The organism is Paraburkholderia steynii, assembly GCF_900100565.1.
In the GTDB taxonomy this organism is placed as follows: Bacteria; Pseudomonadota; Gammaproteobacteria; order Burkholderiales; family Burkholderiaceae; genus Paraburkholderia; species Paraburkholderia terrae.
The window spans coordinates 61068-75206 of sequence record NZ_FNDI01000009.1; the positions used below are offsets into that span (position 1 = coordinate 61068).

General features: G+C 61.4%; 13 protein-coding genes. 7 read left to right on the forward strand and 6 right to left on the reverse strand.

The features are described from left to right. Positions 1–4: 4 nt before the first annotated feature. On the reverse strand, positions 5–442 hold the full coding sequence (locus BLT65_RS17705; RefSeq protein WP_007736826.1) for a RidA family protein: 438 nt from the start codon (positions 440–442) through the stop codon (positions 5–7). Positions 443–496: 54 nt separating this feature from the next. Continuing rightward, positions 497–1834, reverse strand: a complete 1338-nt coding sequence (locus tag BLT65_RS17710; RefSeq protein WP_091779506.1) for a flavin-containing monooxygenase — start codon at positions 1832–1834, stop codon at positions 497–499. A 243-nt stretch (positions 1835–2077) separates the two neighbouring features. Here BLT65_RS17710 and BLT65_RS17715 point away from each other — a divergent pair, with 243 nt between their 5' ends. From BLT65_RS17715 to BLT65_RS17740, 6 genes are all read left to right on the forward strand, one after another. Further along, a complete protein-coding gene (locus BLT65_RS17715; protein WP_007736830.1) occupies positions 2078–3004 on the forward strand; it encodes a LysR family transcriptional regulator in 927 nt (308 codons plus the stop codon). Positions 3005–3193: 189 nt separating this feature from the next. Continuing rightward, entirely contained in the window at positions 3194–4342 is a 1149-nt protein-coding gene (locus BLT65_RS17720) for an SRPBCC family protein (RefSeq protein ID WP_091779507.1), read from the forward strand. A gap of 32 nt (positions 4343–4374) precedes the next feature. After that, on the forward strand, positions 4375–5565 hold the full coding sequence (locus tag BLT65_RS17725) for an ABC transporter ATP-binding protein (RefSeq protein WP_091779508.1): 1191 nt from the start codon (positions 4375–4377) through the stop codon (positions 5563–5565). Between the two features lies 1 nt (position 5566). Continuing rightward, on the forward strand, positions 5567–6622 hold the full coding sequence (locus tag BLT65_RS17730) for an ABC transporter substrate-binding protein (RefSeq protein WP_042305211.1): 1056 nt from the start codon (positions 5567–5569) through the stop codon (positions 6620–6622). 65 nt (positions 6623–6687) lie between these two features. After that, on the forward strand, positions 6688–7941 hold the full coding sequence (locus BLT65_RS17735) for an ABC transporter permease (RefSeq protein ID WP_091779510.1): 1254 nt from the start codon (positions 6688–6690) through the stop codon (positions 7939–7941). Between the two features lie 30 nt (positions 7942–7971). Then, positions 7972–8799: an ABC transporter permease gene (locus BLT65_RS17740; RefSeq protein ID WP_091779511.1), complete on the forward strand. Its 828-nt coding sequence runs from the start codon at positions 7972–7974 to the stop codon at positions 8797–8799. A gap of 6 nt (positions 8800–8805) precedes the next feature. On the opposite strand, the gene BLT65_RS17745 is transcribed toward BLT65_RS17740, so the two are convergent. Genes BLT65_RS17745 through BLT65_RS17755 form a run of 3 tightly spaced genes read right to left on the reverse strand, consistent with a single transcriptional unit; the run spans position 8806 to position 12175 of the window. Beyond that, positions 8806–9927 (reverse strand): DUF2817 domain-containing protein, encoded by a 1122-nt coding sequence (locus BLT65_RS17745; protein WP_091779512.1) that lies wholly within the window; start codon positions 9925–9927, stop codon positions 8806–8808. A gap of 15 nt (positions 9928–9942) precedes the next feature. Continuing rightward, on the reverse strand, positions 9943–11100 hold the full coding sequence (locus BLT65_RS17750; RefSeq protein WP_091779514.1) for a 2Fe-2S iron-sulfur cluster-binding protein: 1158 nt from the start codon (positions 11098–11100) through the stop codon (positions 9943–9945). A 1-nt stretch (position 11101) separates the two neighbouring features. Further along, the gene (locus BLT65_RS17755; protein ID WP_091779515.1) at positions 11102–12175 is read right to left on the reverse strand and encodes an aromatic ring-hydroxylating dioxygenase subunit alpha; all 1074 of its coding nucleotides are present in this window, start codon (positions 12173–12175) and stop codon (positions 11102–11104) included. A gap of 134 nt (positions 12176–12309) precedes the next feature. Here BLT65_RS17755 and BLT65_RS17760 point away from each other — a divergent pair, with 134 nt between their 5' ends. Beyond that, on the forward strand, positions 12310–13257 hold the full coding sequence (locus tag BLT65_RS17760; RefSeq protein WP_091779517.1) for a LysR substrate-binding domain-containing protein: 948 nt from the start codon (positions 12310–12312) through the stop codon (positions 13255–13257). Positions 13258–13273: 16 nt separating this feature from the next. Here BLT65_RS17760 and BLT65_RS17765 read toward each other — a convergent pair whose 3' ends face one another. Next, positions 13274–14116 carry a phytanoyl-CoA dioxygenase family protein gene (locus tag BLT65_RS17765; RefSeq protein ID WP_091779519.1) on the reverse strand — a complete coding sequence of 281 codons (843 nt, stop codon included), beginning with the start codon at positions 14114–14116 and terminating at the stop codon, positions 13274–13276. Positions 14117–14139 lie beyond the last annotated feature (23 nt).

Genomic DNA, 14139 nt, shown 5'->3' on the forward strand with positions numbered 1-14139 from the left:
TTCCTCAGCCCTGAGACCGCGTCCATCCTTCCGGAATGACGGCGATCACGTCGATCTCCATCAGCCACTGCGGCTGACCCAAAGCCGTGACGACCAAGCCCGTCGAAATCGGGAACACACCCTTCAGCCACTTGCCGACTTCCTGATACACGGGCTCGCGATACCGCACATCCGTCAGATACGTGGTCGTCTTGACGACGTGCGACAGGTCGCTGCCCGCTTCTTCGAGCAACTGCTTGAGGTTCTTCATTGCCTGCTCGGCCTGCGCGCGCGGATCGCCGAGTCCCACGAGCTTGCCGTCGAAATCGGTCCCCACCTGGCCGCGCACGTACACCGTATTGCCTGCGCGAACGGCCTGACACAGGTCGTTGTCGAGCGTCTGATTCGGATACGTGTCCTTCGTGTTGAACATGCGAATACGGGTATGCGTAGGTTGGCTCATCAATGCACCTTGATACGAAATAAAGGGAGAATGCGGGTCGGGTTCGTGGACGCGTCAACTCAGGTCGAGTTCGCTGACTTTGTGAATGCGTGAATCGGCTACAGCGGCGTCGTTCGTCGCCTTTGCGTGGCTATCAGGCGCATCGTAGTACGCGAGATATTTGCGCTGCGTCGCGATGTGATCGGCAATGTGCTTCGCGTCATGCCACACGCCCCAGATAAATGCGGAACCGCGACGCGACAGCCACGGAAGACCAAGAAAATAGATGCCCGGTTCTTTCGAAACACCACGCTGATGCTTCGGCTTGCCTTTGTCGTCGAAGGCATCGACTTGCAGCCAGTTGAAATCGACGGCATAGCCCGTTGCCCAGATGATCGACGTCACGCCTGCCTTGACCAGATCGAGTTCGATAATCGGATTGATCACACAGTCCGGGTCTGCAGGAATGACGCGCGCTTCGGGTTCTTCCGGAAGATCGAGACCGTTGCGGGCCGCGTAGGCATCCGCTGCATCGAGCAGCGATAGATAATTTTCATCACCACGCGCGATGTTGTCCGCGAGATCCGAGTCGAACGTTACGACGCTATCGTCGAACGATTTCGTCAGACCAACGAGCGTGACGCCCTGATGCGCCAGACGTCGAAAGTCCACCGTATGGCCGCCGCGCGCGCCGCTCACCGCGATGGTCACGTGCTCCTTACCAGGGCGCATGACTTCGGCATCCCACTCACCGAGCACGCCGAGCCACCAGCAGAAGTCGCGGCCGCGATAGCCGCGCGGCGGACGATCGTGCGGCCCGACGGACAGATACACCTGCCTGCCCGAACGCTGCAATTCATCCGCGATCTGCACGCCCGACGAACCTGCGCCGATCACCAGCACGCCGCCTTCTGGCAACTGTTGGGGATTGCGATAGTCGGCGGAATGAATCTGCGTGAACCGATCTGATTTCGGCGCGACGGCGGGAATCAACGGGCGTTGAAACGGTCCCGTCGCGACGACCACACGGTTGGCTTCGAAGGTACCGTCCGAGGTCTCGACAGTGAAACCCTGGTGACCCGCATTGCGCACCACCTTCTTCACTTCGACGCCGGTGCGGATCGGCGCATCGAATTTCTTCGCATAGGCGACGAAGTAATCCGCGACCTGATCCTTCGACGCGAAGCCATCCGGATCGACTTCGGCGAACTCCAGATTAGGGAAACGATCGTGCCACGCGGGTCCATTCGCAACCAGCGAATCCCAGCGTCCCGTGCGCCACCGCTCGGCGATGCGCTCGCGCTCCAGCACGATATGCGGCACGCCGATGTTGCTCAAATGTTCGCTCATCGCCACGCCGGCCTGACCGGCGCCGACTACGAGCGTGTCGATTGACGTTGTTTTCACTGCCATGGCTAAGTCCTTCTCAAAGGCGGTTTGATTCGAGCCGTCGTGACGTCGCGTTCGATGCAGGCGAAGCGACTTGTCGAACGGCGCGCAGCACCGTGAATCAGCTGTCCTGGTGCAGAATCTACGCGTGCCCCTCGAATCCGAAAAATATATTTAAAAAATGCATTGCATCCGATTTACCTATGCAGCGTTTTTTGACCGCCTCACAATGGTGCGCAATGAACGCCCGAATCTGGAGCATTGCCGATGGAAAATCATCCCCTGCGTTACTCGCTTCGTCAGCTGCGCTATTTCGTGGTCACGGCGGAAACGCTGTCGTTCACGGCCGCCGCGAAGCGCCTGCATATCTCGCAGCCGTCGATCTCGACGGCACTCGCCGACCTCGAATCGTCATTCGGCGTACAGCTTTTCATCAGACATCACGCGAGCGGCCTGTCGCTCACGCAAGCGGGCCGCGATCTGCTCGGACAGGCGCGTAATCTGCTGAAGATCGCCGAAGAATTGCAGACATCGGCCAAAGAGATGGACGGCGGCATGACGGGCTCGATTGCGCTCGGCTGCCTGGTGTCGCTCGCCCCGCCCTTGATGCCGAGGCTCATCAGCCGGTTCGCGAGCGAGCACGCGGGCATTTCGTTTCGAACGGTCGAAGCGCATCAGGACGGCCTGCTAAGAGGCCTGCACGACGGCTCGCTCGACATAGTTCTGACCTATAGCCTCGACCTGACGGAAGACATCGCCTTCACGCCGCTGTTGTCGCTGCCGCCGTACGTGATCCTGCCGACCTCTCACCGTCTTGCCCGCGCGCGCAAGGTGTCGCTGACGGACCTGTTGCACGAGCCTTATGTGATGCTGGATCTGCCGCATAGCCGCGAGTACTTCGCCGCGCTGTTCGATGCCGTGGGCAGCCGGCCCGTGCCGGCGTTCCGCTCGTCGCAACCGGAAGTCGTGCGCGGCATGGTGGCGAACGGACTCGGCTACAGCATCCTCAACTTTCCGCTCAAGTCGAACCGTACCGTGGACGGCGAAGACTTCGTCGTGAAGCGCTTCAAGGACAACGTCAACGCGACGACGCTCGGCATCGCGCAATCGCGCACGATGCGGCCCAGACAGGTGGTGCAACGGTTTGCATCGTATTGCGAGACCTATATCCGGCGGCTGCATCTGGACACGTAATCCTGTTTGAAACGCGCGTCAAAGCCCGCGTGAGCAGCATCCGCGCTACATAGTAAAAAGCTTTGCTTTGCATCCAAAAACAATATTTTGGCTGGGAATTTGGCTTGATAGATTGATGTCCATGTCGAGCGCAACACCACGCAATCCAGCGTCGGCGCGCTCTCGGTAGCTCGAAACAAGGAGGGCGACATGGCACATCCGGTAAGGACGATCGCAATAGAAGCGCTGGTCGATGAGCTGCTGACCGGTTGCGATCGACCCTTCAGCGAAGCGCGCTCGATGCCGCCCGGTGTCTACACGTCACCCGAGTTTCTCGCGCTGGAAGAGCGCGATATCTTCTCGCGCGAGTGGCAATGCGTCGGCCGCGCGAGCGCGCTGAAGAATGCCGGCGACTATCTGACTGCGCGGATCGGCGATCAACCGATCGTCGTGCTGCGCGACGAGCAGATGCAATTGAAGGCGATGTCGAATGTCTGCCTGCATCGCATGTCGGTGCTGCTCGAAGGACGCGGCAACGTGCGCCGGATCGTGTGCCCGTATCACGCGTGGAATTACTCGCTCGATGGCGCGCTGAAGGGTGCGCCGCTGATGGATCGGCAAGAAGGCTTCTGCAAGGAAAGCTATCGCCTGCCTGCCGTGCGCTGCGAAGAATGGCAGGGCTGGATCTACGTGACGCTCGATGAAAACGCCCTGCCCGTTCACACGCGGCTCGCTGAATTGAACGAGTTGATCGGCGCATACGGCATGTCCGACTACATCGAAACTTTCTATGAAGAACACGTCTGGGACACGAACTGGAAGATCCTCGCGGAAAACTTCATGGAGAGCTATCACCTGCCGATGCTGCATCGCGCGACGGTAGGCCCGCATTCGCGGCTCGAAGAAATGGAATGCCCGCCCGGCCTTCCAGCCTTCAACTATCACTGGATCACGAAGGAAGCGTCCTTGCCGATCGGCAACGCGCATCCCGACAACACGCGTCTAACGGGACACTGGCGCAAGACGACCGCCCTGCTCGCTATTTACCCAACGCATCTCGTGACGCTGACGCCGGGCTACTTCTGGTATCTCGTGCTACAGCCCGAAGGCGTGGGGCGTGTGCATATCCGCTTCGGCGGTGGACTGGCGCCGGAATTCGTCGCCGATCCGCAAGCGCATGAATACATGGCAACGCTCAAGAAGCTCCTCGACGACGTGAACGCGGAAGACCGACGCGGCGTGGAAGCGGTATTTCGCGGCGTGCATGCACCGCTTGCCAAACCCGGTCATCTGAGCCATCTCGAACGCCCTAACTATGACTTCGCGCGCTATCTCGCGGCGAAGATCGGCACGCATTGACTACGACGCAACACCGACAGGACGCCAGCACGATGTCAAACCCTTCCTTCATCTCATTCTCGGGCGTGAGCAAATCGTATGACGGCGCGCATTACGTCGTCGACGATCTGAACCTCGACGTGCGCAAGGGCGAATTCCTGTCGCTGCTCGGGCCGTCGGGATCGGGCAAGACCACCACGCTGATGATGCTCGCGGGTTTCGAAACGCCCACGCAAGGCGAGATTCGCCTCGATGGACGTCGACTCGACGACAAGCCGCCGCATCAACGCGACATCGGCATGGTGTTCCAGAATTACGCGCTCTTTCCCCATCTGACGATTGCTGAGAACGTTGCGTTTCCGCTTTCGGTGCGTCGCGTGAGCCGCGCCGAGCAGAAAACGCGCGTGAAGCGCGCGCTGGAAATGATTGAGCTGCCGCATCTGGCGAACCGCCGTCCTTCGCAACTTTCCGGCGGACAACAGCAGCGCGTCGCGCTGGCACGCGCGCTAGTGTTCGAGCCAAGCGTCGTCTTGATGGACGAACCGCTCGGCGCGCTCGACAAGCGTCTGCGCGAAACGATGCAATACGAAATCATGCGCCTGCACCGAGAACTGTCGCTGACGATCGTCTACGTGACGCACGATCAGGCCGAAGCGCTGACGATGTCGAACCGCGTCGCCGTCTTCTCCGATGGCCGCATCCAGCAGGCCGCCACACCGAGCGAGCTATATGAGAATGCGCAGAACGCCTTCGTCGCGAACTTCGTCGGCGAGAACAATGGGCTGACGGGACGCGTCATCAACGTAAGCGACGATAGCGCGACTCTCGCACTGGCGGACGGCAGCATCATTCGCGGCCGCTGCGAAAGCGGTCTGCGCGAAGGCGACGACGCGATGCTGGCGCTGCGCCCCGAGCGCGCACATATCCCGAGTGCCGAAGGCACGCAAATCGACGGACACAGCAACGTCGTGCAAGCCCGCGTCGAAGAACTGGTGTACTGCGGCGATCATCACCGCGTACATCTGAAGCTCGGCGCGCGCGACGCCATCGTCGTCAAGGTGCCCAACACACAGCGTCACGCACTGCCTGAGCCAGGCAACATGGTCGAGGTCGCATGGCGCCACGACGATTGCAAGATTCTCGCAATGACGGCAAGCGCGCATCGCAACGCGCCTGCCAATTACTCCCCGCCGTCTCCGTTACCTACCATCATTACGACCACCGCACCTGCAGGAGCCAACTGACATGCGTACTCAAATCAAGGCACAACGTGCCGCACTTGCCGCACTCTCCGTCTTCGCGTTCTTCGCCGCCGGTGCTCAGGCAGCGGAAACACTTTCCGTCGTGACGTTCGGCGGCGCCTATGAAGCGGCTGCGAAGAAAGCCTATTTCGAGCCGTTCACGCAAGCCACGGGCGTAGGCTTTTCGACGGAATCCTATGACGGCGGCCTCGCCAAGCTCTCTGCGATGGAGCAGGCGAAGAACACCACATGGGACCTGATCGACCTCGAAACGAACGATGCAATCACCGCCTGCGACGAAGGCCTGCTGCAGAAGTTCGACAAGAAATCGTTGGGCAAGACGAGCGATTTCATTCCCGGCTCGATCAGCGATTGCGCGGTGGCGAGCATGGTCTGGTCCACCGTCTTCGCCTACGATGCGAGCAAGCTGAAGACCGCGCCGACCACGGTCGCCGACTTCTTCGACCTGCAGAAATTCCCGGGCAAGCGCGGACTGCGCAAGTCGCCGAAGGTATCGATGGAATGGGCGCTGATTGCCGACGGCGTCGATCCGAAGGACGTTTACAAGGTGCTCGCCACGCCCGCAGGCGTCGATCGCGCGTTCAAGAAGCTCGATACGATCAAGAAGAACATCGTCTGGTGGGAATCGGGCGCACAGGCCCCGCAGTTGCTCGCGGACGGCGCGGTGGTGATGACGCAGGCCTACAACGGCCGCATCGACGATGCCGCGAAGAAAGACAACAAGCCGTTCAAGGCCGTCTGGGACGCGCAGGTCTATGACTTCGACTGGTGGGGCATTCCGACGGGCGCGAAGCACGCGGACGCGGCGGCGAAGTTCATCGTTTCCGCTTCGCAGCCGAAAGCGTATGCGGATCTGTCGAAGTACATCGCCTACGCGCCGCCGCGCAAGGATGCGATCGCGCTCGTCGACAAGCAGCGCCTGTCCGATCTGCCGACCTCGCCGCAGAACTTCAAGCGTGCGTTACAGATCAATGCGGGCTTCTGGGCCGATAACGCGGACCAGATCAACAAGCGCTTCCAGACCTGGCTTACTCAGTAACCCCGGCAGTAATTTCTCTGTTTAGAGCGCAACGAGAGCAAAGAGAGCCCGACGTGACTACCAGCATGCCCGTATCGGCCCAAGCCGCGGCTTCGGGCTCTCCAACGAGAGCCAACGGCCGCGCTTCGTTCCAGAAGGCGCAGCGCCGCGCGTCGGCTCAGGCGCTGCTGCTTGCGCTGCCGTTGATTCTGTTCCTGCTATCGACGTTCATCGCGCCGATCGCGTTGCTGCTCGCGCGCAGCGTGCAGAATCACGAAGTGCCCGACAGCATGCCGGCGCTCACGCGCGCGCTCGATGCGTGGGACGGGCACGGCGTCCCCGACGAGCGCACGTTCGCGCTGCTTGCGTCGGGCCTGAAGGAAGCGCAAGGGAGCGGGCAACTCGGCACGGTTGCGCGGCGCCTGAACTTTGCTCAGGCCGAGTTTCGCAGCCTGCTGATGCGCACCGCGCGCAACTTGCCGGCTGACGCGCCGCCCGCATGGAAGCCCGCGCTCGTTGAAATGGACGAACGCTGGAACGCGCCGGAAACCTGGCGTCTGCTGAAACGCGCCGCCGCGTCGCCGACACCGGACTATCTGCTCGCCGCCGTCGATGCGCAGGTCACGCCGCAAGGCTCGGTCGAATTCGTGCCGGACAACTCGTCGGTCTATCGGCAAGCGTTCCTGCGTACGATCTCGATCAGCGCGACGGTCACGGTGCTGTGTCTGCTGCTCGGCTATCCCGTCGCGTGGATGCTCGCCAATCTGCCCGCGAAAAGCAGCAACCGTCTGATGCTGCTCGTGATCGTGCCGTTCTGGACCTCGCTGCTGGTGCGCACCACCGCGTGGTATGTGTTGTTGCAGCCGGGCGGCGTCATCAATAGCCTGCTGATGGGGCTCGGTCTCGCGACGCATCCCGTGCCACTCATCTTCAATCGTGCGGGCGTGCTGATCGGCATGACGCATGTGTTGTTGCCGTACATGATTCTCGCGATCTATTCGGTGATGAAAAGCGTGTCGCCGATCTATGTGCGCGCAGCGCAGTCGCTCGGCGCGCATCCGTTCACCGCATTCGTGCGCGTGTATGTGCCGCAAACGCTGCCGGGTGTCGGCGCGGGCTGCTTCCTCGTGTTCGTGCTTGCGCTCGGTTACTACATCACGCCCGCATTACTCGGCGGAGCGGGCGACGAGATGATCAGCCAGCTCATCGCGATGCAGACCAATACGCAGCTGAACTGGGGGCTTGCAGGCGCGCTGTCGGCGTATCTCGTGATCTTTACCGCGATCTTCTACTTCCTGTTCAACCGCATCGTCGGCATCGACCGTTTGCGCTTTGGTTGAGCGACGCCTACACGACGACAAGAGAACGCCATGCAAAACCAACGGAAGAAGGTGCTGACGGAGCGCATTGCGACGCATTGGGTGCGGGTGCATACCGCGCTCGTGCTGTTCTTTCTGATCGCGCCGATTCTCGCGATCATCCCGCTCTCGTTCAATTCGGGTTCGTATTTCTCATACCCGTTGCAGGGCTTTTCGCTGCGCTGGTATGAGCAGGCGCTGACCAGCGGCGACTGGCAGCGCGCGCTATTGAACAGCCTTGGCATCGGCGCGGCCTCGACGCTGATCGCCACGTGTCTCGGCACGCTCGCGGCGCTCGGTCTGAGCCGCACGCAGTTTCCGCTGCGTTCGCTGATCATGCCGATCATCATTTCGCCGATGATCGTTCCTATCGTCGTTGTCGCGGCCGGGTTCTATCTGATCTTCGCGCCGCTCGGGCTGGTGAATTCATATCCGGGCGTCGTGCTGGCGCATGCGGCGCTTGGCACGCCGTTTGTGGTGATCACCGTGACGGCATCGTTGCTGTCGTTCGATCAGACTCTGCTGCGCGCCGCATCGGGTCTTGGTGCCAGGCCCTGGGTCGCGTTCAGGCGCGTGACGCTGCCGCTGATCGCGCCCGCTGTCGCGACGGGCAGCGTGTTCGCCTTTGCCACATCGTTCGATGAAGTGATCGTCATTCTGTTCATCGGCGGGCCGGATCAGACGACGGTGCCGCGACAGATGTGGAGCGGCATCCGCGATTCGATCGATCCGTCGATCCTCGCCGTCGCGACGATGTTGATCGTGTTTGCGGTGTTGCTGTTCGCCAGCATCAACTGGCTGCGCAGCCGCGCTGCGGCTGCGAGCCAGGCACTCGTTTGAGATGCGTTAGCGTTGCTGCGGCGTGATGCCGGGCAGCGCCCCCAGCGCGCGCATCCAGATCTGCCGCGTGCGCGTCCACGTCAGTTCACGCCAGTCGGGATCGGCGGGCATGAACGATTCGAACAGTGCGCGGCTGATCGCGCGTCCTCGCGCATCGTGAGGGTCCCCGTACAGATGCAGCCAATGGTCGTCGCGCAGCGCCGTGTGCATCGGCGCTTCGGGATAGGTGCCGCACTCGATGACGAGTTGCATCAGATGCGTATCCGGCAACGCGTCCAGCATCGCCTGCGATGTATAGCCCGTCGCCCGTGCGACCACACCTGTCTCGCTCACGGCTGCGTCCGCATGCGTGAGCAGCGTGTAGAGCCACGGACCATAGAGGCGCTGCGCATCGGCGAGCCCCGGATAGACCGACTGTGTAATCGACATCAGCATCGGATGGCCGAACGCGCCTGCGCCCGTATGCAGGTCGAAGGCAATCGCAACCTGAGCGGGCTTGAGGAAACGCGCTGCGATATCGCGCAGCGTACGGTTCGACCAGGTGGGCTGCTGCCCGCCATAGAACAGACCGTCTGCGTGGAGGTATTGACCCGCGCCGACGATTGCCTGTACCCCCGACCACCCCAACGCGTCGATTTGCTTTGCTAGCAGCGCATCGGCATGTTGACGCTGCGGGCCGTCGATATCGCGGCACGTATAGATTTCGTGCAGCGCTTCGTAACGCGGATTGTCGGGCAGCGCAGCCGTGAAGTCGACGTAGTTGCGATTCAGATCGACGTTATCTTCGTTCACGCGCCTGACCCACGCCGTGCCCCACGGGTTGATCAGATGGACCATCAGGACCGCGACATCGTCGGGAAAGGGGTGCGTTGCGAGTTCGTGCAGCCACTCTGTCTGACACGTCGAGCCGAAATAGCCCTCGACGCCATGTGTACCCGAGAGTGTCATGAACACGCGCGACGCATGGGGATTACCAAGCCAGGCGACGTCCGTCGCGAGCGCTTCGCCATTCGGTCCTTTCAGAGGATGGGCGTACGTCGTGAGGGTGGCGCCCGCCGCCTTGGCGGCATCAAGAAACTGGTTGCGTAGCGTGTCGAAACCGGGATCGACGGGAAAGCTGATCTTCATAAAGCCTCTGGTGAGTCAAACGTCGTTTGCGTCTTCCGAAAGCGCCAACGTAACGCATCCTGCGGGCTTCGCGCAACACAGCAATACTGTACCTTGCGATGGCGGCTCCAGCGGTTCTTCCGTGTATTCGACTTTTCCGTCCACCAGACTTGTCACGCACGTATTGCAAATGCCGATCCGGCAGCTGAATGCGGGCGCATAGCCGTGTTTCTCGGCGAACTCCAGCAGGGAACCGCAACCTGGGTCCCATGCGACGGGTTCGGCTTGCGGGTGAAGGCGGATGGTCGTCGTGGTGGCTGAGCTTTTCTGAATCGCTGCATGCGGTTTCGCGCTTAAAGGCGCCTCGACCACATCTTCCTCAAGTACCGTCGCCGGACCGAAGAACTCGTAATGGATGCGTTCGCGCGCGATACCGAGGCTGCGCAAGAGCTTCCAGTTCGACTGCATGAAAGCGGGCGGGCCGCATAGATAGGCTTCGTAGTCATCGAGCGGCAACAGGCTTTGCAGCGTGTCGCGCGAAATCAGCCCTTCGCTGTCGAAATGCTTCAAAACGCGGTCTTCCGCCGAAGGAAGCCGATAACAGACATGCACGCGCACGTTCGGATGTGCCGCCGCCACCGTCTCGACCTCATGACGAAACGCATGCACCGCGCCGTTCTCGCAGGCATGAATGAAGTACACACGGCGACTGTGCGCGCCGTCCATCGCGCGCAAGCGGTGCAGCATGCTGACGAGCGGCGTCAAGCCGACACCGCCGCTCATCAGCACGACGGGTCGCGTCATGTCGTCACCGCAAACGAAGGCACCCGAAGGTCCCGCGAGTTCCAGTTCGTCGCCGACCTGCACCCGTTCGTGAAGATAGGACGAGCCGCGCCCCGCAGGCACCGCTTCGCCGCCTTGTTCGTGTTTGACGGAGATTCGCCAGCGCGTGTTATTGGCGGGATCACCGGAGAGGCTATACGTGCGCAACAATCGCTCGCCTGACGGCGAAGGCAGACGCACCGTGATGAATTGCCCCGCTACGAACGGAGGTAGCGCTTCGCCATCGACAGGCACGAGATCGAACGAAACGATCGACGCGCTTTCCTGCGCGCGCCGCGTCACACGAAAACGCCTGAAACCCGACGCTGTGCGCGGCGCAGACAGCGTCGCCGGATCGTCCACGATACGCATGTCAGTGCTCCGCGCGCAGCCGGTTCACCACATAGACCGGCGCGGGTGTAACCGTTACCTGCTGCTCACGTTCGATCATCTGCGCAAGCGCGCGCCTGAAACGCAGCGGTCCAGCGTCGATCGCGAGATCGATGTTCGGCGTGCGGGCGTTCTGCATGCCGCGATGGACGGCCGTCAACACGACGCGGTCCTCTTCGAAAGCGTGACGCACGTCCGCATCGAACTGGCGCGACACCTGTTCATCCTGCGGCGCGAAGTTGCGCGTCTGGAACCAGTAGTAACGTGTGTGCGATTCGTCGACGGGTGTCATAAAGTTATACGAGTTCATCAGGAACACGTCGGGATGAGGCGGCGCATCATCGCCACCCGTTCCCGCCGGCGTGAAGATCGCCTTGATGATCGCGTGCGACGGGAAGCGCACTTCGTAATGCTGCTTGCGATCGCACCGCCCTTCGAAGCCGACGAACTGCGCATAGAACGGCGCCACGTCGACATCACGCATCCAGCGAGAGACCGTCACGCCATGCGCGGCGACCTCGGTTTTCAGCGGCTCGGCCTCGCACGCAGCATTGCCGAACGACGACGGATGCACCCACGCGACATGCGAAGGATCAAGCAGATTGTCGGTGACATAAAGGTAATGGCAATCCACCGTCATCACGTCGCCGCGATTCACACCCCACGCAGGATCGCCCCATTCGTCGATCTGCACGATCGTCGCGGCATCCGCCTCGTCGGCATCGCCCATCCAGATCCACAGCAGGCCGTAGCGCTCCGCCAGCGGATAGCTGCGCACTTTCGCGCCGGGCGGAATGCGCGGGCTGCCTGGCGCGCGCACGCATGCGCCCTCGCAATCGAAGGTCAGGCCGTGATAACCGCACTCCACCTGATCACCGATCAACTTTCCCATCGACAGCGGCAGCTTGCGATGCGGGCACGCATCTTCGAGCGCGACGGGCGTGCCATCCTCGCGGCGATACAACACGACCGGTTCGCCGAGGATCGTCACGGGCATGAGCGTGTGCGTCACCTCTGCGTCCCATGCTGCGACGTACCATGCATTCCTCAGAAACATTGCGCTGCCTCCGTTATCCGGTTTCGTATTCACTTACCGATCAGGATAAAAAGCCAAAACATAAAAGAACAGATGTCAAACTCTGGCTGTTCGTTTAGAGTTTCTAAATCGTCGAACCTCCCCCCACCCATACGATGACGACGAACAGCTTTCCCCCTTTGCGCGCGCTGCAGGTGTTCGAAGCGGTAGGCCGGTGCGGCGGCGTGACGGAAGCGGCGAAGCGGCTGGGCATCTCCGCTGGTGCGGTGAGCCAGCAGATCAAGCTGCTCGAAGACACGCTCGGACTGCACCTCACGCAAAAGGACGGCAAGCGGCTGAGCCTGACGTCGATCGGACGCCAGTATCACGAAAGCTGCGCAGCCGCATTCGAAAGCCTGCGTGTCGCGCATGCGGAAATCGAACGCGCGAAGAACACGCGCAATCTCAGCGTCAGCGCACTGCCCTCACTGCTGTCGAAATGGCTCGCGCCGCGCATGCTCGAATGGCAGCGCCAGCACGCCGACCTCAGCGTGTATCTGGACGGCACGCATACGGAGCCGTCGCCGGATGGATATGACATCGACTTTCGTATCAGCTACGGCGAGCGCATTGCAGATGTCGATAATTCTGTCGAACTGTTCCGCGATTATGTGGTGCCCGTTTGCAGTCCACGACTGCTCACAGCGGACGCACCGCTCGTCTCGCCCGCCGAGATTCTTGGCTATCCGTTGATATCGGTCGACTGGCGGCCGAAGTTCGCGTCGCCGCCTTCGTGGCGCGAATGGCTCGTTGCCAACGATGTCGATTGCAGTACGCTGAACGAGAACCGTCAGGTGTTTTCGCTATCGAGCGTCGCGATTCAGGCGGCTATCGACGGTTACGGTTTCGTGCTCGCACAAAGCTCGATGGTCTGCGACGATCTCGCCGCAGGCCGTCTCGTGATGCCCTTCGCGCTCGGATTGTCACTACCGTGGCCGTATTTCCTCACATGGAAGCCGAACGCTTTCGACAAACCGCATTGCCGCAGTTTTCACCGCTGGCTCGTGACGCGCGGAAAGGAACAGCAGCAGCTTAACGACAGCATGCTGAACGTGGTCGCTTGAAACGAAGCACCGTGCATCAACTCGCGCTCGCGCGCCAGAGCGTCGGAAAAAGCGGATGGTCCATCGGTGCGCCTTCGGGCAATTGCGCATCCAGGCCGGGGAAATTTGGGGACGTGCGCCAGCGGCGCGGCGCGTGACGAACGTCATCACCGATGAACCGGACCGAAAACGCGCGCCGCCGCGTGTTGCCCCCAACACCGCCCGAAGCATGCAAGGTCAGCATGTTGAAGCACACCATGTCGCCCGGTTCGAGGGCCCATCCGATGATCGGATAAGCGGCGCGGTTCGACTCGATATCCGGCAAGTCGGCGAGACTACCTTCCGGAAACCACTTCGCCTCATTGTCCATGAACGTGCGTGGCATGAGCCACGGGCCGAGATGCGAGCCGGCCACGAATTCCAGCGTCGATTCGCGCGAAACGGGATCGACGGGAATCCACATGCTGACGTTCTGAGAGCCGCTAATGTTGTAGTACGGCTGGTCCTGATGCCACGGCGTGCGCTGCCGCGTGTTCGGTTCTTTCACGAGCAAATGGTCGTGATAAAGCCGCACGGTTTCGCCGCCGATCAGCGCGCCCGCCGCGGCAGGCGCCGCCGACTCGTAAATAAAACGGCGATACGCGTCATTGTCCTGCCAGTTGCAGAAGTCTTCGAAGAACCAGCCCGGATCGTCGGGACGGCTCGCGACCTTCGCGCGCGGACTCGGCTGCGCGATGTTGCGCTCGATCCCTTCGCGCAACAGCGCAATATCATCTTCCGTGAAGAGCTTGCGGATGCACACCGCGCCATCGCGGCGAAAATCGGCGATCAGTTCCGGCGTCAGCACACGTTCGATGCGTGCGTCGATGTCTTGCAGCATGGTGTCTCCGTAGAAGGCGCGTT

Bases quoted from the DNA above. Each gene is read 5' to 3' on its own strand.
- BLT65_RS17735 (WP_091779510.1), top strand. From the start codon at position 6,688: ATGCCCGTATCGGCCCAAGCCGCGGCTTCGGGCTCTCCAACGAGAGCC.
- BLT65_RS17760 (WP_091779517.1), top strand. From the start codon at position 12,310: ATGACGACGAACAGCTTTCCCCCTTTGCGCGCGCTGCAGGTGTTCGAA.
- BLT65_RS17765 (WP_091779519.1), bottom strand. From the start codon at position 14,116: ATGCTGCAAGACATCGACGCACGCATCGAACGTGTGCTGACGCCGGAA.
- BLT65_RS17705 (WP_007736826.1), bottom strand. From the start codon at position 442: ATGAGCCAACCTACGCATACCCGTATTCGCATGTTCAACACGAAGGAC.
- BLT65_RS17750 (WP_091779514.1), bottom strand. From the start codon at position 11,100: ATGCGTATCGTGGACGATCCGGCGACGCTGTCTGCGCCGCGCACAGCG.
- BLT65_RS17715 (WP_007736830.1), top strand. From the start codon at position 2,078: ATGGAAAATCATCCCCTGCGTTACTCGCTTCGTCAGCTGCGCTATTTC.
- BLT65_RS17730 (WP_042305211.1), top strand. From the start codon at position 5,567: ATGCGTACTCAAATCAAGGCACAACGTGCCGCACTTGCCGCACTCTCC.
- BLT65_RS17740 (WP_091779511.1), top strand. From the start codon at position 7,972: ATGCAAAACCAACGGAAGAAGGTGCTGACGGAGCGCATTGCGACGCAT.
- BLT65_RS17710 (WP_091779506.1), bottom strand. From the start codon at position 1,834: ATGGCAGTGAAAACAACGTCAATCGACACGCTCGTAGTCGGCGCCGGT.
- BLT65_RS17745 (WP_091779512.1), bottom strand. From the start codon at position 9,927: ATGAAGATCAGCTTTCCCGTCGATCCCGGTTTCGACACGCTACGCAAC.
- BLT65_RS17725 (WP_091779508.1), top strand. From the start codon at position 4,375: ATGTCAAACCCTTCCTTCATCTCATTCTCGGGCGTGAGCAAATCGTAT.
- BLT65_RS17720 (WP_091779507.1), top strand. From the start codon at position 3,194: ATGGCACATCCGGTAAGGACGATCGCAATAGAAGCGCTGGTCGATGAG.
- BLT65_RS17755 (WP_091779515.1), bottom strand. From the start codon at position 12,175: ATGTTTCTGAGGAATGCATGGTACGTCGCAGCATGGGACGCAGAGGTG.